Source organism: Acinetobacter baylyi DSM 14961 = CIP 107474 (assembly GCF_000368685.1).
Classification (GTDB): domain Bacteria; phylum Pseudomonadota; class Gammaproteobacteria; order Pseudomonadales; family Moraxellaceae; genus Acinetobacter; species Acinetobacter baylyi.
In genome coordinates, this window is sequence record NZ_KB849625.1 from 88177 (window position 1) to 107327 (window position 19151).

14 protein-coding genes are annotated in these 19151 nt (G+C 39.1%); 5 read left to right on the forward strand and 9 right to left on the reverse strand.

All coding sequences use genetic code 11. The features are described from left to right. Window positions 1-53: 53 nt before the first annotated feature. Complete coding sequence (ppk1, locus tag F952_RS02425; protein ID WP_004921650.1) at window positions 54-2129, reverse strand: polyphosphate kinase 1; 2076 nt, start codon at window positions 2127-2129, stop codon at window positions 54-56. A 121-nt stretch (window positions 2130-2250) separates the two neighbouring features. After that, window positions 2251-2925 (reverse strand): monofunctional biosynthetic peptidoglycan transglycosylase, encoded by a 675-nt coding sequence (gene mtgA / locus F952_RS02430; RefSeq protein WP_004921655.1) that lies wholly within the window; start codon window positions 2923-2925, stop codon window positions 2251-2253. A gap of 79 nt (window positions 2926-3004) precedes the next feature. On the opposite strand from mtgA, the gene F952_RS02435 reads away from it, so the two are divergent. Then, window positions 3005-3835 (forward strand): rhomboid family intramembrane serine protease, encoded by an 831-nt coding sequence (locus tag F952_RS02435; RefSeq protein ID WP_011182211.1) that lies wholly within the window; start codon window positions 3005-3007, stop codon window positions 3833-3835. 21 nt (window positions 3836-3856) lie between these two features. Here the strand turns inward: F952_RS02435 and F952_RS02440 are convergent, their stop codons facing one another. Together F952_RS02440 and F952_RS02445 are read right to left on the reverse strand one after the other, a co-directional pair. Further along, a complete protein-coding gene (locus F952_RS02440; protein WP_004921662.1) occupies window positions 3857-6328 on the reverse strand; it encodes an ABC transporter permease in 2472 nt (823 codons plus the stop codon). Further along, window positions 6325-7029 (reverse strand): ABC transporter ATP-binding protein, encoded by a 705-nt coding sequence (locus F952_RS02445; protein ID WP_004921665.1) that lies wholly within the window; start codon window positions 7027-7029, stop codon window positions 6325-6327. Before F952_RS02445 ends, F952_RS02440 begins: the two co-directional genes overlap by 4 nt. Window positions 7030-7071: 42 nt before the next feature. On the opposite strand from F952_RS02445, the gene F952_RS02450 reads away from it, so the two are divergent. Continuing rightward, a complete protein-coding gene (locus tag F952_RS02450) occupies window positions 7072-7707 on the forward strand; it encodes an arylesterase (protein WP_004921669.1) in 636 nt (211 codons plus the stop codon). Window positions 7708-7745: 38 nt separating this feature from the next. Here the strand turns inward: F952_RS02450 and F952_RS02455 are convergent, their stop codons facing one another. Beyond that, entirely contained in the window at window positions 7746-8360 is a 615-nt protein-coding gene (locus tag F952_RS02455) for a carbonic anhydrase (protein ID WP_004921672.1), read from the reverse strand. A 275-nt stretch (window positions 8361-8635) separates the two neighbouring features. Here F952_RS02455 and F952_RS02460 point away from each other — a divergent pair, with 275 nt between their 5' ends. Beyond that, entirely contained in the window at window positions 8636-9634 is a 999-nt protein-coding gene (locus F952_RS02460) for a hypothetical protein (RefSeq protein ID WP_004921675.1), read from the forward strand. A gap of 65 nt (window positions 9635-9699) precedes the next feature. Here the strand turns inward: F952_RS02460 and F952_RS02465 are convergent, their stop codons facing one another. The 3 genes from F952_RS02465 to nfuA form a co-directional block, all read right to left on the reverse strand. Beyond that, window positions 9700-11937 (reverse strand): TonB-dependent receptor domain-containing protein, encoded by a 2238-nt coding sequence (locus F952_RS02465; RefSeq protein WP_004921679.1) that lies wholly within the window; start codon window positions 11935-11937, stop codon window positions 9700-9702. A 254-nt stretch (window positions 11938-12191) separates the two neighbouring features. After that, a complete protein-coding gene (locus F952_RS02470; RefSeq protein ID WP_004921682.1) occupies window positions 12192-14369 on the reverse strand; it encodes a TonB-dependent siderophore receptor in 2178 nt (725 codons plus the stop codon). 157 nt (window positions 14370-14526) lie between these two features. Beyond that, on the reverse strand, window positions 14527-15165 hold the full coding sequence (gene nfuA, locus F952_RS02475) for a Fe-S biogenesis protein NfuA (RefSeq protein ID WP_004921688.1): 639 nt from the start codon (window positions 15163-15165) through the stop codon (window positions 14527-14529). 156 nt (window positions 15166-15321) lie between these two features. Between nfuA and F952_RS02480 the strand changes: the two genes are divergently transcribed. Then, a complete protein-coding gene (locus tag F952_RS02480) occupies window positions 15322-15939 on the forward strand; it encodes a rhomboid family intramembrane serine protease (RefSeq protein ID WP_004921691.1) in 618 nt (205 codons plus the stop codon). 207 nt (window positions 15940-16146) lie between these two features. Further along, window positions 16147-17697, forward strand: a complete 1551-nt coding sequence (locus F952_RS02485) for a hypothetical protein (protein ID WP_004921694.1) — start codon at window positions 16147-16149, stop codon at window positions 17695-17697. 35 nt (window positions 17698-17732) lie between these two features. Here the strand turns inward: F952_RS02485 and F952_RS02490 are convergent, their stop codons facing one another. Continuing rightward, window positions 17733-19058: a D-serine ammonia-lyase gene (locus F952_RS02490; protein WP_004921695.1), complete on the reverse strand. Its 1326-nt coding sequence runs from the start codon at window positions 19056-19058 to the stop codon at window positions 17733-17735. Between the last annotated feature and the right edge of the window lie 93 nt (window positions 19059-19151).

Below are 19151 nucleotides of genomic sequence, written 5' to 3' on the forward strand. Positions count from 1 at the left end.
GAATGAAAAAAGGAGTCTTTAAAGACTCCTTTTTTTGTCATATTATTTTGGTATTAGGCAAAGATAGACAGCAAAGTTTGCTGCGCATTGTGTGCGGTTTCGCCTTCAGTAGATTCCACTCTTACCCATGTTCCATCACTTTGCAATAACCATGCTTGCTGATTATCTTGTAAATAATTTAACAAACCTTGTTGGTAAATGCGTTTTTTCAAAGCTGAATCTTCAATCGGAAAACATGCTTCAACACGATTGAATAGATTACGATCCATCCAGTCTGCACTTGAGCAATAAATTCGTGCGTCACCATTATTACTAAAATAATAAACACGCGTATGCTCAAGAAAGCGCCCCACAATCGAACGAACACGGATATTTTCTGAAAGCCCTGGCAAACCTGGACGTAAACAACAAATTGAACGAATAATCAGATCAATTTGTACGCCAGCCTGAGAGGCTTCATATAGTTTATTGATCAATTGCAATTCGGTGAGTGCGTTGACTTTTACAATAATATGCGCAGGCTTTCCTGCTTTGACATTGGCAATTTCATCATCAATGAAATTGAGCAACTGCGCATGTAAGGTAAATGGCGCATGCAATAACTTTTTAAGTTTTGCCATTTTGCCCATACCTGTCAGTTCTTGAAAGATACGGTGCACATCTTCACATAGTTCTTTGTCGGTCGTTAACAGACCATAATCGGTATAGATTCTGGCATTTCCTGCATGGTAATTACCCGTACCCAAATGTACATAACGCACCAGTTTATTGTTTTCTCGGCGCACAACCATAATCATTTTGGCATGGGTTTTATAGCCTACAATCCCATATACCACCACAGCCCCCGCTTCCTGAAGCACATTGGCAACTGCAATATTGGATTCTTCATCAAAACGGGCACGTAGCTCAATCACTGCGGTCACTTCTTTACCATTACGCGCGGCTTCAGCAAGAATCTGAACAATCTCGGAATCTGGACCACTGCGATACAGCGTTTGTTTGATTGCCAGCACTTGCGGATCACGTGCAGCTTCACGCAAGAGATTAATGACAGGTGCAAATGATTCAAATGGATGATGCAGCAAGATGTCCTGCTTTTGCATTGCCGCAAAAATATTTTCTGATTTTTTCAGGATTTTTGGAATAACAGGCGTATGTGAGTCGTAACGTAAATGCGGACGCTTGAAGTTTGACAATAAGCGAGCCAGATTGACAGGCCCTTCAACCTTATAAAGCTGTTCTTCATCAAGATCAAATTCATCAAGCAGATATTCATAAATATGTTTTGGACAGTTTTCAGTCACTTCCAGACGTACAGCACGTCCAAAACGGCGTGAGCTCAACTCGCCTTTCAAGGCTTTTGCCAAATCTTCTACATCTTCATTTAATGCAAGATCTGCATTACGTGTTACACGAAATTGATAGCACCCCGTTGCGGTCATGCCCGGAAACAGATCTGAAACATGTTCATGAATGATTGCAGACAGCATCACATGATGCTCTTTTCCACCCGTAAGCTCATCAGGTAAACGAACCACACGTGGTAACGAACGAGGTGCAGGTACAACAGCCAGATCAATCTGTCGACCAAATGCATCTTTACCTTCAAGCGTAATCACAAAATTGAGACTTTTATTGACTAAGCGAGGGAACGGATGCGCAGGATCCAGACTAATCGGGGTTAATACAGGTGCAACCTGCTCTTGAAAGTATTTTTTCACCCAAGATGACTGTGCTGGTGTTAATTCACCACGACGTAAAAAGCAAATATCTTCTTCACGCAATTTTGGCAATATCTCTTCATTTAAAATACGATATTGACGCTCAATCGCTGCATGTGCCGTCTTGGAAATTTGCTCAAGCACCTGTTTCGGTGTCAAACCATCTGGACTGCGGCTCTCATTACCTAAATCCAATTGCTCCAAAACGCCTGCCACACGAATTTCAAAGAATTCATCCAGATTACGAGAAAAGATTAATAGAAAATTCATGCGCTCCAATAATGGATGCAAAGGATCAACCGCTTGTTCCAAAACACGTAAATGGAAATCTAAAATAGAAAGTTCACGATTAATGTATCGATCATTATAAGTGTATTCTACTGGTGGTGTTGTCATCGCAGTATTCATGCGCTAACCCTATCCTATGATGCAAAATTCTGTAATTAGTATGCTTCAAAATTATTTCAATTACATAAAAAAACACCCCTTAAACGTGTTTTTTTATGTTTTTTATCCAAAGTTTATCTTTTTACGGAATCTCACTATAACGCATATATTTTAGAGTAAAGCGCTTCTTAAATTTAAAGCGTGGATCATTACGGTTTTCTTGATAATATTTTGGATTGGGTAAAAGTGCAGCCAGAAATGCAGCCTGATCACGTGTTAAGTTTTGCGCGCTCCGATGAAAATAGTAATGTGAAGCTGCTTCTACCCCATAGAGATGATCACCAAATTGAACAGAGTTCATATAAACTTCCAAAATACGCTGCTTAGACCACATGCGCTCCATCATCCAAGTGGCTATCGCTTCTTGTCCCTTTCGAATCAATGATCGTTGATTATATAAAAACAAGTTTTTGGCAAGCTGCTGGGAAATTGTAGATCCACCATTTACGACTTCACCTGACTTTTCATTCTTTTCTAAAGCGTATTGAATTCCTTCCCAGTCAAAACCATGATGATGAACAAATTTGCCATCTTCGGCTGCCACCACAGCCTTTTTAAAATTATCACTAATTTCGTCATAATCTCGCCATTGCTGTTGAATGGGTTTAGAAGAGTCAGACCAGTAATCTAAACGCATAAACATGGTCGTTTCTACAGGGTGTGTTCTCCACCACGCCAGACTACAAAAAATCCATAATTGTATTAACAGCACAAAACTGACAAGAATTAACACTGCGCGAACAATAAATCTTTTCATGCCAGTTTGTTTCTCCAGAAATATTGATAATTCATGCTAAGCTAATCGAAATCTTATCCATGTATAACAAAAGCATAGCATGTCTGAACTTACACCTCCGCAGATAAATCGTAAACTTGATCTTCACGCATGGTGGATGACCGCCATGCTGATTGCTATTAATGTAGGTTTATTTGTCTGGCAAATTTTGCATGGGGTAGATGCCAGTAATCCGGCACCTGCGGATGCAATTCGCTGGGGAGCTGATTTTGCACCCCTTACCTATCTGGAACAGCCGCAACGCCTCATCACCAGCATGTTTTTCCATTTTGGGTTTGTACATTTGGCACTCAACATGTGGGCTTTATATATTTTTGGAAGTCTTGCTGAGCAAATATTGGGACGTTTTTACTTCATAGGCTTATATTTTTTAGCAGGTTTAATGGGAAGCTTACTCAGTGGTTATATGAGTATTCAGGACAGCTATGAACTGCTGAACCATTTCAATTCCATTGCGGGAAGTCAGTCGTCGCTCATCCCACATATTGCAGCAGGAGCTTCAGGGGCAGTGATGGGGCTTGGCGGCGCACTTACCATTCTTGCTTTTTTTCCGCCATTACCTTTACAGCGCTTTATTTTAGATAAGAAAGCATTGTTGATTGTGATGGGGATCAATCTGGCATTCGGATTTATGACCATTGGCATTAATAATTCTGCACATATCGGTGGCATGATCATGGGCGCATTTCTGGTATTTATCTGGTATTTATTTCAAAAAATGAAGGCGCAAATGCTAGGAAACTTAATAGGGCTAGTGAGCGGTAGTCTTGTTTGTGTTGTTTTTTATCAATATTGCATTAGCTTACTTCCACCGATTACCCCATTTTGGCAAATGATTTTGTCACAAATGAGTCAGCAGCTTGGACGCTAACGCCATCCAAGCTGATACTTATTATGATGACTGGTTAAGTTCCCTTAAACTTTGCAAAGGTGGAATGTCACACAAATAACTTAATCGGTAGCGACCAATCATTGCACAAATTAACATCATTAATACTGGAAGAATCAGCCAGATCTCGATATGCCATTGAATAGCAATATTCATCTTATAACTTGCAATTGCACTGATCACCTCGGCAAACAAACAAGCCACAACACCTGACAGTAATCCGATCAAGCCAACTTCAAACATGAGCATATTTTTCAGTTTGCGTTTCGAGATCCCAAATGAGCGTAATAAAGCGACTTCACGTCGACGCTCATCCATCAGCAAATTCAGACAAGCAATGAGTACCAATACTCCTGACACCCCCACCAAGACTGCCAGTATCGTAATAATCTGAACCAATACTCCAACCAAACGTTTCACTTCATCCAAAATTAAGCTGACATCGATAAATACTGTATTGGAAAATTGTTGAATCACCGCGATTAGTTTTGTTTTATCTTGAAGTGGGACATAGAAGCTTCCCAGATAACTTCCTGCATTTTCATCCATGGTAGAGGGTGAGAAAATAAAGAAAAAATTGGGACTAAAGCTTTCCCATTCCACTGTTCTTAAATTAACTACTCTGGCAGACAAAGGACCTTCTGGAAGCTGAAATGTCAATTGATCTCCAATCTTGATGCCAAGCTCTTGAGCCAGCTTAGACTCCACCGAAACTTGATTGACCTGATTAAATCGTGTAATACCAGTAATGATCTGGTTATCTTCAGGAAAACTTTGTGCTTGCGTGAGATTTAACTCACGGCGCAAGGCATTATTCTGTTTAATCTGATCAGCTGTAAAAGGCTGATCATTTTTGGCAATCAGGCGACCACGAATATTGGGATAGAGTGGCGTACTTTTCCACTCATTTTGCTTAAGTTGTTGCTTGAGCTGTGGCATTTCAAAAGGCGGTAAACCGTAAACAAACTGGTTCGGTGTTCCTTCAGGTAACTGTTGCTGCCAACGCTCCAGTAAATCTACCCGAAGTACACTCAATACTGTAATTAAGCTAATTCCCAATGCCAGTGCGGTAATCTGAAGCGCAGTTTGGTGTGGTAAACGTACATAAGCTGATAAACGATTTCGGAGTGTTTTTAGAAATTTAAGTAAACTCCACACGATGCCATAGAGCAACAGACTCAACAGTAAAATTGCAGCCAGCATCATGCCACTCAATGGGATATTTTCACTCAGGATCAAGCTAAAAATAATCAGACTGGATATACCTGCCAAAAACGTTAAACTCAATGAACGCTTGGAGCGTATTTCTTGCCTGATCACACGGATTGGCGGTGTATTTAGTAACTCCCACACACTTGGTAAAATAAAACCAAATAACACCACGACACTGGTAAAAATAGCGATTGGTAAAGGCCCAGCAATCAGATGCATAGCCGAAAAACCAATATTTAATTGAGGCATTAACTGGAGCATGAGCTGTAATAATCCATACCCCAGCCCAATTCCAATGAGCGTTCCCGTACCAATCGAAATCAGGCTTACGATACTCAGTAGTCCGATATAGGCACGCAAGATTTGCCATTTGCTCGCGCCAAGACAACGGATTAAAGCGATATGATCTTGGTTTTGCTGCACATAGCGTTGACTGGTCAGCGCAATTGCAATTCCACATAGCAAGATGGTTAAAATATTGGCGAGTTGAAGAAAAGTATCCAGATTCTCAATCGGCTTCATCAAACGAGCGTTGTTTTGAGTCGCGTCTCTTAACCGCAATGTCGCCTGATTTTCAGAACTTTCATTGTCACTATTCGGCTGCTGAAGATGCTTAAATTGCTGCGAAAACGTTTTTGTTTGTTCTGGATTCCCAGCCATTAACAGACGATATTCGATACGGCTGCCAGTCTGAATCGCATTGGTTTTTGCCACATCCTGCTGATTGATCATGACCGTGGGTGAAAAACCCGAAAATCCAAGTTCCTGATTGGAATCATGCTGAATCAACCCTGTAAATTTAAATTGACCATCTGCAATAAACACCAAGTCATTTAATTTCACTTTCAGTAGATCTCTGGCACGAGGGCTTAGCCAAACCTCTCCACGACGCAGCGTTTGCTGTACAGGATCAATTTTCAAATCCCCTCTTAACGGAAATTTATGATCTATTGCTTTGACATTAACCATCACAAAATTTTGATCGGTGCGCGCCATAGAGCTGAATAAAGTGACTTTGGACTGCTGTAATCCGTCTTGCTGTGCCTGTGCTGTCCATTGCTGAGCAATTGGCTCTTGATCAGATAAAACCAAATCGGCTGCCAACATTTCTGCTGCCTGTAAGCTGACTGCCTGCTTGACCTGATCATTACTAAACTTCAATGCTGTTGTCGCACTGATCGCCAGTGATAGCGCAATAATGAGTAGATATAAGCCACCCGTACGAAAACTTTGCAATAATAATGGTTTCAGGATTGAACTCATACTTGCTCCAGTTGATTGATATCTTGACTCAACTGACCATCTTCCAGATGGAAATGACGCTGGCATTGTTGCGCAAGTTTAAGATCGTGCGTAACCAATATTAAAGTGGTGCCCAGCTCACGATTTAAATCAAATAATAAATTTTCAATTTCTTGGGCGGTTTGTCCATCCAGATTTCCCGTTGGTTCATCTGCGAATATGAGTTTTGGTTCTGCAATCAGGGCACGTGCAATTGCAACTCGTTGCTGTTCTCCCCCTGAAAGAACTTTTGGCGTTTGTTCAATTTGTCGCTCCAAACCAACACGAGACAGCCATGAACGTGCTTTTTTCTCGGCAACTTTATAATTAAAATTTGGCTGCAATCGCATTGGTAACATTACGTTTTCCAATGCGCTTAGATGAGGTAAGAGTTGAAAAGATTGAAAGACAAATCCGATATTGGCAAGCCTGATCTGAGCACGTTGTTCTTCAGTTAATGTATGTACTGCTTGCCCACACACCCATAACTCGCCAGAGGTTGGACGATCCAATGTCGCCAAAACCCCCAGCAAAGTCGATTTACCAGAACCAGAACGTCCTGTGATTGCCACCTGCTCGCCTGCAAAAATCTCGAGATCAATATCATGTAAAATCGTTAAAACTTTGTTATTAAATTGCACCGATTGTGTGACTTGATGGGCAGCGATCATTGGTTGTGGCATGATGGTAAATATCCCCTTTGGTGAAAACTTCGACAATCTACTATGCAACTGTATAACATGTTTTTAGACGGGAAATGGGCAAAATGGTTCTTGATTGGTTCATTTAGCGTAATACCTTTTACAGTTTCGGCAAAAACCATTCTTATCTTAGGCGACAGTCTGAGTGCGGGTTATGGCATTAACCCCGAACAGGGCTGGGTCGCTTTATTACAAAAACGTCTGGATCAACAATTTCCCAAGCAGCATAAAGTCATTAATGCCAGTGTAAGTGGGGAAACCACCAGTGGTGCTTTAGCTCGTTTACCCAAACTACTTACTACTTATCGACCTAATGTGGTGGTCATTGAGCTTGGTGGTAATGATGCATTAAGAGGACAACCGCCTCAAATGATTCAAAGTAATCTGGAAAAATTAATCCAGCACAGCCAAAAGGCAAAATCTAAAGTCGTGGTGTTTGGAATGAAAATACCACCAAATTATGGCACTGCCTATAGTCAGGCATTTGAAAATAATTATAAGGTAGTGAGTCAAACATATCAGGTTAAGTTGTTGCCATTTTTTCTTGATGGTGTGGCTGGACACAAAAGTCTAATGCAAAATGACCAGATCCATCCAAATGCCAAAGCCCAGTCAATCTTGCTAAATAACGCATACCCATATATTAAAGGCGCTTTATAAAGCGCCTTTAGTCCAATTGCATGACAGCATATCAGGACTTAGAAATCAAAAAAATTGACTTCTCCTGTTTCGAGTGAGTACTCAGCACCCACCACAATCATTTTGCCTTTTGCAATCAGGCTTTCCAGTACAGCAGATCCATGTCTTAATTGATTAACCGAAGCAAAAACATTAGAACGTACCGCATGCATGCATAATTTTTTGTGGTCATGTTTGAGATCGGTTTGCAACAGGATTTCAACCGATGGTCGTACACGATTCACAATCGACATCAAATTATCTGAAGGTGGATTTTCTGGGTCAAGCAAAGTATCTACAGTTGCTTGTATTGCACCACAATGACTGTGACCGAGCACCACAACAACTGCGCAATCATAACGTTCTGCTGCGAACTCAACACTACCTACCTGAGATGGCGCAACGATATTACCTGCAACACGAATGACAAATAAATCACCCAGTCCTTGGTCAAATACCTGCTCAGCAGGTACACGCGAGTCTGAACAGCCTAAAATAATCGCAAAAGGATTTTGAGCTTCTGCCATTTCAGCACGCTCCTGATGCGACAAAAGCCGTGGATGGGTAGTATCCCCTTTTACAAATCTTTGGTTGCCAGCTTTTAGACGATCCAACGCTTCTTGTGCCGTTAACATTTATTCTACCATCCAACAAAAAGTTTGATTTAGTTTAATCAGCTCACATCGGAAAGTCACTGACAAAAACTCAACTCTTCTCTTGAATATGTTGGCCGACAATATTTTCACCAGTTTTGTTTAGCTTAATGATTTATTTTAAATTTTATTATTTTTTGTTTATTCTGTATTCTTCAATCAATGTTAAATCATTTGCGATTCTCCACGTTCATAGTCATTTCAAATATCTGCTGTATCTTTTAGTATTAAGCTAACTCAAGCGTGACCAGACCACTATGCAAAAACATCCTGTTATCGAGCAGCTCATCGAAGCACACCTTGAATTTTTAGCGCAAGAATTTTCAATGCCTGATACAATTCATGATGAATTTAATGCGTTTTATCATTGGCTCAAACAACAGCAACTAAAAAATATCTGGACCTTTGAGCAAATTTATCAGCTCATTCAAAAACAAATTCTAGACACTCCTGCCAGCGCTTTCCTAATCGAACAAATTGCTGAGCATATCCGTTTTGCCCTAATTCATCCTATTAATGATCAGACCAAGATTGAGGATGTCATTCCTGTATTGACCATTGACCAAATTGCACAATACGTTGCGAGTAAAGCCGAACATCGTCAGGCACTTATTAAGCAAGTGACGACTAATCCCGCTTTTTCTGCCATGGTGACACAACTGATTCAGCATGCCATACAGGATTATATGGATAATTCACTTATGGCAAAGAAGGTGCCAGGTGTGGGGCGCTTTATGAAGATGGGCAAGTCTGTGCTTGAGTCTGTGACAGACTCTAACCTTGATGATACGGTAAACAACTATTTGCAGAAAAATATCATCAAGCTCAGTCAGCTGAGTGAAACTGTACTCAATCAGCATTTTAGCGAAGAAAAGCTTTATCATTTTCAAGCTAATCTTTGGCATAAAATTAAGCTTCAACCTTTAAATGTGTTGCGTCGTTATGTTGAAGTCAATGATTTGCCTAAAACTGTTGAGCTTGGTCATGAAATCTGGGAACACATTCGTCAGACAGATTATTTGAAACAACAAGTTCATGATGGCGTCTATGCCTGGTATGCTCGAAATCAGGAGCGTTCTTTTGATTTATTATTACACGACCTGAATATTGATGAAAATTTGATTCAAAATGAGTTGACCCAACTGCTTAATCCAATTATTCAGGAAATGATTCAATCTAAATATTTACGTGAACGTGCTCGACTTTATTTGGAAAAATTTTATTATTCAGAGCAAATTCAGCAAATATTAAAGTAAATATTAAAAAAAAGATCCGCAATATCTGAATTGCGGATCTTTTTTTTTAACAGAACCTAAAGATTTTAAAAGTCATAAGACAATGACAACCAATAATTACGTCCAGAAATATACGTTCCATCATTGGTTGAGCCCATGGCAATATATTCATAGACTGTTGTTTGTGAGGTCGCTGTTTTTCCAATAATTTTGGTAAAATCTTTATCAAGCAAATTATTTACCGCGAAATTTATACGCATATGATCACTGTAACGGTAGCTTGTACCTAAATTAAATAAGTTATAAGCCTTAAACTTGTTATCTGTCATATTATAGATTTCAAGATTATTTCTTGCTGTCGCATTCGTTCCTGTTGGTACAGAAGCAAAACGTTTACGACTGGATTTATATTCATGCTGCAGGTAAACATCTATGGCATCATTAATATGCCAAGTTGAAGTAGTATTTATAGCATGTTTGGGCAACATAGTATAAGCAAAACCGTCATTTGTTCCCGACGTTACTTCGGTATCCGCCCATGTATATGCAGTTTTAATATCCCACTCTGGAATAATCTTATACTTTAATGCAACCTCTACACCTTTCGTTTCTGCAGAATTCGCATTCATTGATTGAGAAAAAGTATCTTGATAAATTGAAGCACCAGCAACTGTAATACAACCTGAGCGATTTGGTGAATCAATGAAAGTGCAACTATATACATATCCATCAGAAGAAATTAGGTTTTTAATCTTGTTTAAATATCCTGTAACACTAACTTCAAAATTCTCACCATTATCAAAATTAACACCTAATTCATAGTTTTTCGATTCCTCAGGTTTTAATCCAGGTGTTCCAATCGTTAAGCCAGAACCTTGACCTAGACTTACACCATTATAAGAAATAACACTTACACCTGTTACGCCATCATATAATTGTGCAGCAGTTGGCACCTTATATCCTGTACTTACACCACCTTTAATCGTTAATGTATCTGAGGGTGTCCAAACCAAATATCCTCGTGGACTAAAATGTCCACCAAAACCAGAATGATCTTCATAACGCCCACCAAAGGTAAAGGCTAAAGGATTAAACAACCGCCATTCATCTTCTATAAAAATTGCTGTAGATTCGGTTTCTAATTTTGGATTTTGATTACGTAATGTATCTGTTGTTTCAGATTTTTGGTATTCGATGCCACCAGTAACTTTATGCATCCCTAATTGGCTTGTAATATCAGTATGTGCCAGAAAATCGTCATTTTTTAATCTTCTTTCAGCACCACGTAATTCAACTGGAATATAAGTACTTGGTAATGTTCTCCCTTTAACTTGAGTATTATTTTGTAATACATAAGTAGACCATTTACCAAAATCATAATCACCATCATGACCAATCGACACTTGATTACGAAGATACTCCATCTCACCAGATTGGCTATAAGAGTTAACTGTTGTATCAGTATCTTTAGTCCCAAGAACATTATTGATATTTTTGTAGATTTGATCGGCTGTAAAGCCATCGATCCAAAACGAATTTTTATTATCTAATTTATAAGTCAGTTTTGCGCCTACATCATAGTTATGTGCTTTATTTGGTCTAGGATCTCGTAAATTACTACTTTCATCCACACGATCGGCTGTTCCCCGATCCATGTAACTGCCACGTAGTTGTATACCTAACTTATCATTGACCAGAGGACCATTTAGCGCAAAACTGGTAGTTAATGAATTGGCTTCCTTATTACTTTCAGTGACATTACCTGAAACTGTCAAATTACCATGCCACTCATTCGATACCTTTTTGGTAATGATATTAATCACTCCACCCATTGCATCTGATCCATACATCGTAGACATTGGACCTCGAATAACTTCGATACGTTCAATACTCGCTAAAGGTGGTAAAAATGAACGTAATCCAGATCCAAACCCATTTGGTGCAATATCAGTATTGGTATTTTGACGCTTACCATCAATCAAAATAAGCGTATATTGCGCACCCATCCCTCGCATTTCTACTTCAAGATTGCCTGTTTTACCTGTTCCATTTCTAACATCAACACCTGGAATATCTGTGAGTAAATCTGCAACGTTGGTTGCATTTTTCTTTTCAATATCATCGCGGCTAATCACACTAATCGATGCTGCTGCATCTTTTACATTTTGTTCATAACCAGCAGCAGTAACCACTATTGTCTGCAACTTGGTGGTATTTTCAACATTATTATTGGGGGTTTTACTTTCTTCTGCAGCATAAGTTGCATGAAATATGCTGGTTAAAATAGCTAAAGACAATGCTGTACGTGTAATCCGTTTGGACATTATTTACTCTCGTTTTCGACGATAAATTAGGTTTAACTTATTTTTACAATTTTATCAAAAAAATAAAAATTAAAATAGTATTAAAAATAATTCTCATTATTAAGATTATAAAAAATACTATTAAGTTATTTTTACTTAAAATAAATTTTGTAGCGCAATATGATAAATATATTTGAATACAAAAAGCCGCCTTTGTAATTTGACCTCACGATATTTGGAATATCTAATGAAGTTAAACGGCTTTTTAAAAGTACTTAAAACTGATATTTTAAGCTGGCATAATACGCACGACCAGGTTCATTATAAGTTTGGCTGACCGAAAGATCACGTAATTTATCTTCATCAAAAATATTGCTAATACCTACTCGACCACTCATATGATCAGTAAATTTATAACCTAGGTTAATTCCCGCAATGCTATAACTCCTGATGCTTTGAGTAGCAATACCCCGGCTATTCTCTAGATTTGTTTCTACATATTGACGTGGTTTTTGACGGCCATACATTGTATAGACAAAGTTCACATCTGTTTTATCCGTAATTTGATAATTCAGAATCGAGTTAATCGTATATTTTGGAATAACAGACAGCGGGTTACCAGTCTGTTTATCAACAGAATCTACCATATATGTCAGATTATTCGTCCAGCTAATATTACCCCAATCCAGACTAATATTTCCTTCTACCCCTTGAACGAGCGCCTTTGGAATATTGGTCCACTGTAAAACGTTATATGTGATGCCCCCAATTGTTACTTGCTGAGTAACTTCATTACCAGAACTGATTTTATCTTTATAATCATTACGGAACCAGGCTAAGCTTGCATTGACGATGTCTTTTTGAAACTGAATCCCTATTTCTTTATTTACTGATGTCTCTGGTTTTAAATTGTCATTGCCCTGTAATACGCATTGAGTTAAACCAATTGGACAACCATTACCATTGGTTGCAAGTAGATAGCCTGAAGCATTTTGATAAAGGTTCGGTGCCTTATAAGCTCTAGCAATTCCACCTTTTAAAGTGAAATAGTCACCTAAACGTTGCGTAATATTTAAACTGGGACTCCAATTTGATCCTGATTTACTATGATCATCGAATCTTAGACCCATTACAAAATCTGTAGAATCTGTGATTTTCAAGTTATCTTCAATATAGGCAGAAGCGATGCGAGAGTTCATTTTGCTACGATCTCCACTGGTCAATGAATCTGCATATGAACCTGTACCTTGAGTTGTATTACCTGGATCTTTAAAGTGATCCTCCACCCATTCTGTACCTAGCGTCAAATTCTGGGGCACATAGATATCTAATGGAATATTAACTTCACCATTTAAACGAATAGTATCAAGCGTTGAAGTTGTACGATTATCCAAATTATTGATTCGCCCTTCTGCTGCACCTGCTGTACCTTCGGCAAAACGTTTATTTTTAGTTCGATCAAATTGTGCAATAACGCGGCTGTCTCCCCATTGCCATTTTCCTTCATGCGTAATCGCGTAACTATCTTTCCAGATTGTATTGGTTTCCTTGTCAATTAATTCCGATAAAATCGCATTTGCAGTAGGGTCCAGATTACTATTTTGAGAATCACCCGCATATAAGTTGCCTTGGCGACTCGATCCTAAATCAAACAAGATCGTTTGGTTATCTGTTGACTGCCATGCAAAACGTGCATTTAGATCTTTATTTTCAAAGCCTTCACGTCCTGCGGCCCGATACCCTGAACTTGGAATAAGAGGATTAATATCTACGGCATCGTTTTTTGTTTTATTAAAATTGCCATAGATTCGGTAAGAGAGGATATCTTTAATCAGTGGACCGCTTAAGTTCAGACTGACACGGTTTGTATCGCCTTCTTTACTATTTTCAGGCTGATTCGTATACAACTCTAATGTGCCATGAGCTTCATTGGTAACTTTCTTGGTTTTTATATTTACAACTCCACCCATTGCACCATTACCATAACGTGCAGCGGCTGGCCCCCGAATTACCTCAATAGATTCGATTGCATCGGCTGGTACCCAATTTGAATCGCCTCGAGTATCTCGCTCTCCTCTCCAACCATAACGTACAGAGTTACGTGAAGTGACAGGTTTACCATCAATTAAAATTAAAGTATTTTCTGGTCCCATACCTCGAATATCAATCTGACGATTATTCCCACGTTGTCCCGTTGAACTATTTCCAGTTAAATTTACGCCAGGCATTTTTCGCAAATATTCTGAAATATCATTGACCACTGGAATACGTTCTAAATCTTCAGCAGTGATCACAGATACTCCCAAGGATTGCTTAATCTGTTCTTCCGCCGTGAGTATAATTTTTTCTAATTTTTGGGTATCTTTTTGCTCAGTTTCTTCTGCATAAGCGACTGAAAACATACTACTTAATATTGCTATTGATAAAACTGTACGAAATAGCGGCTTATACATTCATTTCCCCTTTGTTACAAATATTAAATGAATCTTAAATTTCGTGGCAATTCTAACAAAAATAAATTAAATTACAAATAATATTGAGAATTATTATCAATATCTTCTAATAAAAAAAGCCTCTTAATAAAGAGGCTTTTTTTAAAACTAAATTGACTTACTTAAAGTAAGCACCTTCAGCCTGTGTATGGTCAGTCTGATCTACTACACGCTGAAGTTCAGGAATCTGTTGACGTAATGTGGTTTCAACGCCTTGCTTTAAAGTTACATCAATCGCTGAACAGCCCTGACAGCCGCCACCAAACTTAAGCACAGCCGTTAAACCATTTTCTGGATCATCTTGAACTTCAACTAAAGCACAGTTACCGCCATGCCCTGCCAGGCCTGGATTGATTTCAGACTGAAGTATATAAGTGATTCGTTCTTCAATTGAAGCATCAGGCCCTACACGTGGTACTTTCGAGTTTGGTGCACGAAAAGTAAGCTGACCACCAAAACGGTCTTTGTTGTAATCAATCACTGCATCAAGCAAATAAGGAATTGAAGGTGCATCGATGTAGGCAGGAAAATCAGAATATTCCTGTTTGTAATCGGCTGGATTTACTTCATCTGGTGCACTATAAGCCATACAGCACTCAGCACGTGGCGTTCCTGGGTTTTCAACGAAGATACGAACGCCAATTCCTGGAGTATTTTGTTTTTCCAATAAATCACCCAAATACTCTTGTGCAGATGGTGTAATTAAAAGATTTGGAATTTCTTCTGCTACCGCAGTGCTGGTGTTCTCAGTCGACATAACAATAATCCTCAAGCTGAAGTGCTTATCTTAACTGAAGATGCGGTGGAATTAAAAAAAATCAACTAAAATTGTCGGATTTGTTTTAAATTCTATTTTTTTATGCCGATTTAATGGCATCATGACAGTCAAAGAATCCTTTTTATTATTGTGCTTATGCTGCATTTACCTATTAACCATACTATTACTTTAATCATTATCACGGTCGTCGTGTCATTACTGGCCTTTTCCAACCAGAATATTATGAATCGTCTAATTTTTTGGCCGCCTGCTATGCAGCGTGGGCAATATGACCGTTTTATTACACATGGTTTTATTCATGCCGATGGGACTCACCTCCTCTTTAATATGATTACCCTGTTCTTTTTTGGCAGTATTATCGAGAGCTTTTATCGTCAGTTTTTCTATGATCTCGGGTTTGTTCTATTTTATTTAGGTGGCCTCATTTTTGCCATTTTACCGAGCTATTTCCAACATAAGAATGACACACACTGGGCAAGCCTAGGTGCATCAGGTGCAGTTTCGGCAGTTTTATTTGCCTATATTTTATTTGAACCATGGAAATTAATTTTTGTCTTTTTTATCCCAGTTCCTGCAATCATTTTTGCGGTGCTTTATGTTGCTTATAGCATCTGGTCTGGTAAGCGCGGTAACAGTAACGTTAACCACAGCGCCCATTTGTGGGGTGCGGCTTATGGTGTGGTGATGACTATTATATTGGAACCTCGTTTGATTCAACATTTCTTAAATAAACTGACTCAATTACCTTTTTAAGTCACTAGACAACTAAAGAGCCTGTAAGGCTCTTTCTGTTTGTGCAAAGTTTACAGAGTTACCATAAAATATAAATTGTTTCACATTATTAAAATTAAATTTAACGATTGCTTTCAAATTTGGTAGTTCTTGCCACCCAAAGTCGATATTTTGAATAGATAATGACAATATCTCTAAATGATTACATTGGATTGTGAGACTTTTTGCATGCCTAATTCACTCGACGGTTTACAATTTCCACTGAATGAAACAACACAAAAACCCAGTACATCGCACACGGGTAAAGCGATTATTTCTGAAGCATTGTCAATTGTAGATCATAAAGTCTCTCAACAATCCTTAAACGAAAAGAACTGGCGCAAACGTTATCCAGCATATTTTAAAGCTTTGGTTGAACATGGTATACGTAGTCCAAATCATGCGATTACCATAGCCAAGCAAGGTTTGCATAAAGCCCACCACAGTTTTGTATTTTATCGCGATGGTGTGAAATATCTGCTTAAAGACGTGATGAACATTGCAAACATTACTCCACTACATACTGTCAAATTGCATGGAGAAAGTAACGAAGCTCCAACTTGGTATGTGCCTTATCATGGCAAAAATCTTCAAGGACAAGCCTTACTGGATCAGATTGAAGCGTGGGAAACGCGTGGCATCATTGAACCAAGTCATGCCCAAGCATTAAGACTGGTCAACCAACACCCAGAATGGTTTGATCTTTCTGACCGTACCACGGTTCTATTTGGAGCCGCTTCGGAAGCTGGACCTCTCACATGGTTGGCAAAATGGAAAGCGAACATTGTGGCGGTAGATCTACCCAATCCTAAGGTTTGGGAGAAAATTCTCAATACGATTCAAAAAGGTAATGCAACCTTAATTGCACCAAGCCTAGAGATTGTAAGTGAATCTATACATACATCAGAACTTAAAAACAAATTGGGTGTTAATTTACTGACTCAACTTCCAGAAGTAGCACAGTGGCTGACTCAGTTTAGCCAATCGCTTGACTTGGCAGCCATTGCATATCTGGATGGTGAAAAGCATGTTCGTGTATCCATGGCGATGGATACCATTATGAGCATTGTCAGCGAAAAGAAACCTGATAGCAGTTTAATGTTTATGTGCACACCAACAGATGTTTACGCTATTCCGAAAGAAGTCGTGGAAGCCAGTCATGAAAAGTTCATACATCGCTCTAACGTACAAAAATGGCTGACTCAAGGTGTTAAAACGCTTTCTCTACAGCATTTCTTTCAAACCAATGGACAACAACTCATTCGGTCTAATAATGGCAAAGACTATGGTATCGCAGATTGTTTAGTGATCGAGCAAGGTCCAAACTATGCTTTGGCAAAACGAATTCAACAATGGCGTGCAACTCTGGCACATCATCAGGGCCAACGTGTGAGTATCAATATTGCCCCCTCAACCACCACACATTCTGTCACCAAAAATCCCTTATTGAAAGCAGCCTTCAATGGTGCCGAATTATTTGATGTTGAAGCATTTCGTCCAGAAACCACCAATGCAATTATGGCTGCTCTATGGATTCATGATCTTCGCAATGATGCTTCTGCTGCCAACCCTGAAACACCACTCGATCATCCATTAGAGTTGATGATGGAAGGTGCTAATCATGGTGGATTATGGCGTGTGGCCTATGTAGCCAGAACAGCATTACCTTTTGCAGCACTCTATGGATTTGCAACAGACAAGTTACCTCTTGAGAAGTTATCATCGCTGTTTAAGAAATAAGTTTTAAGAAGCCTGTATGCTACACAGGCTTTTTATTATTCACACTGCTTTAAATATTTTTGCATTTCATTGGGCGGAACCATACCGCCACCCGTTGCCCAAATTAAATGTGTTGCATTTTTTAGTTGTATCGCATTTAAATGATAAGCCTGTTGATAGGATTTATTTGTATTGACATGATAAATGCCCAACACCCCTGCCACAGCAGAAGGTTCAAGTTGGATGGATTGGGTTTGATCCATTAAGCGAATAAACTCAAATAAGTGTTGATCTGAAATAGTGTAGTAACCATCAATCAGATCTTGCATAGCCCGTCCAACAAAACCTGAAGCACGTCCCACCGCAAGCCCATCGGCAGCGGTAGCATTATCCAATCCAATATCTGCTACACAAATCTGATCATGTAAACCCGTATAAACCCCGAGCAGCATGCAAGGTGAGTGAGTCGGTTCGGCAAAAATACAGTGTACATGCTCACCAAGGGCATGTTTAAGTCCAAAACTCACACCACCAGGGCCACCGCCTACTCCACAAGGTAAATAAACAAATAAAGGATGCTCAGCATCAACTTGAATATTCTGATCGATTAATTGCTGTTTTAAACGTAAGCCAGCAACAGCATAGCCTAAAAATAAAGTGGTCGAGTTCTCATCATCAATGAAAAAGCAGTTTGGATCTGACTCTGCAGCTTTGCGTCCCTGCTCTACTGCAACACCATAATCACTGGCATATTCAACCACATTGACACCCAGTGAACGTAGCTTGTCTTTTTTCCACTGACGTGCATCTGCTGACATATGCACACTCACTCGAAAGCCTAGTTTGGCACTCATAATTCCAATCGATAACCCCAAATTTCCAGTTGATCCTACTGCAATTTGATAATTTGAGAAAAATTGACGTGCCTGATCACTATCGAGTTGTGAATAGTTATCTTGCAATGTAACTAAACCCGCTTTAAGTGCCAACTTTTCAGCATGAGCCAGTACCTCATAGATTCCACCACGCGCCTTAATTGAACCAGAAATAGGTAAATGACTATCTTTTTTCAGCCACCATGTTCCATTTGGTTCGATTGCAAAGCGTTTGCTACAGTCATGTTGCATTGTTGGGATAGATACAATCTCAGACTCAATTTTGCCCTGTGTACTTCTCAGTTCAGGAAATACTTTTTCCAGATAAGGTGCAAATCGTGTTAAACGTGCTTCGGCATCCTGAATATCGGCAAGAGTAAGACTGGTACGTTTTAATCCCTGCTCAATCGGCGTGGGTTCTGGCTGAAACCAAAAAATTTCTTCGTAATTTTTTAGCGACTTGATTAATGAATCTTGTTGTATGGCTTGAATATTTAATGTAGTCATAAATAGATAAAAACCTTTAATACAGGGCAAAAATCATGCACAGCCCAAATACAAAATAAATAATAAACCGTTAAAATAAACCAGAGATAAAAA

Excerpts from the sequence above, each read along its gene's own strand:
- ppk1 (WP_004921650.1), bottom strand. The coding sequence starts at position 2,129 with ATGAATACTGCGATGACAACACCACCAGTAGAATACACTTATAATGAT.
- mtgA (WP_004921655.1), bottom strand. The coding sequence starts at position 2,925 with ATGAAAAGATTTATTGTTCGCGCAGTGTTAATTCTTGTCAGTTTTGTG.
- F952_RS02435 (WP_011182211.1), top strand. The coding sequence starts at position 3,005 with ATGTCTGAACTTACACCTCCGCAGATAAATCGTAAACTTGATCTTCAC.
- F952_RS02440 (WP_004921662.1), bottom strand. The coding sequence starts at position 6,328 with ATGAGTTCAATCCTGAAACCATTATTATTGCAAAGTTTTCGTACGGGT.
- F952_RS02445 (WP_004921665.1), bottom strand. The coding sequence starts at position 7,029 with ATGCCACAACCAATGATCGCTGCCCATCAAGTCACACAATCGGTGCAA.
- F952_RS02450 (WP_004921669.1), top strand. The coding sequence starts at position 7,072 with ATGCAACTGTATAACATGTTTTTAGACGGGAAATGGGCAAAATGGTTC.
- F952_RS02455 (WP_004921672.1), bottom strand. The coding sequence starts at position 8,360 with ATGTTAACGGCACAAGAAGCGTTGGATCGTCTAAAAGCTGGCAACCAA.
- F952_RS02460 (WP_004921675.1), top strand. The coding sequence starts at position 8,636 with ATGCAAAAACATCCTGTTATCGAGCAGCTCATCGAAGCACACCTTGAA.
- F952_RS02465 (WP_004921679.1), bottom strand. The coding sequence starts at position 11,937 with ATGTCCAAACGGATTACACGTACAGCATTGTCTTTAGCTATTTTAACC.
- F952_RS02470 (WP_004921682.1), bottom strand. The coding sequence starts at position 14,369 with ATGTATAAGCCGCTATTTCGTACAGTTTTATCAATAGCAATATTAAGT.
- nfuA (WP_004921688.1), bottom strand. The coding sequence starts at position 15,165 with ATGTCGACTGAGAACACCAGCACTGCGGTAGCAGAAGAAATTCCAAAT.
- F952_RS02480 (WP_004921691.1), top strand. The coding sequence starts at position 15,322 with ATGCTGCATTTACCTATTAACCATACTATTACTTTAATCATTATCACG.
- F952_RS02485 (WP_004921694.1), top strand. The coding sequence starts at position 16,147 with ATGCCTAATTCACTCGACGGTTTACAATTTCCACTGAATGAAACAACA.
- F952_RS02490 (WP_004921695.1), bottom strand. The coding sequence starts at position 19,058 with ATGACTACATTAAATATTCAAGCCATACAACAAGATTCATTAATCAAG.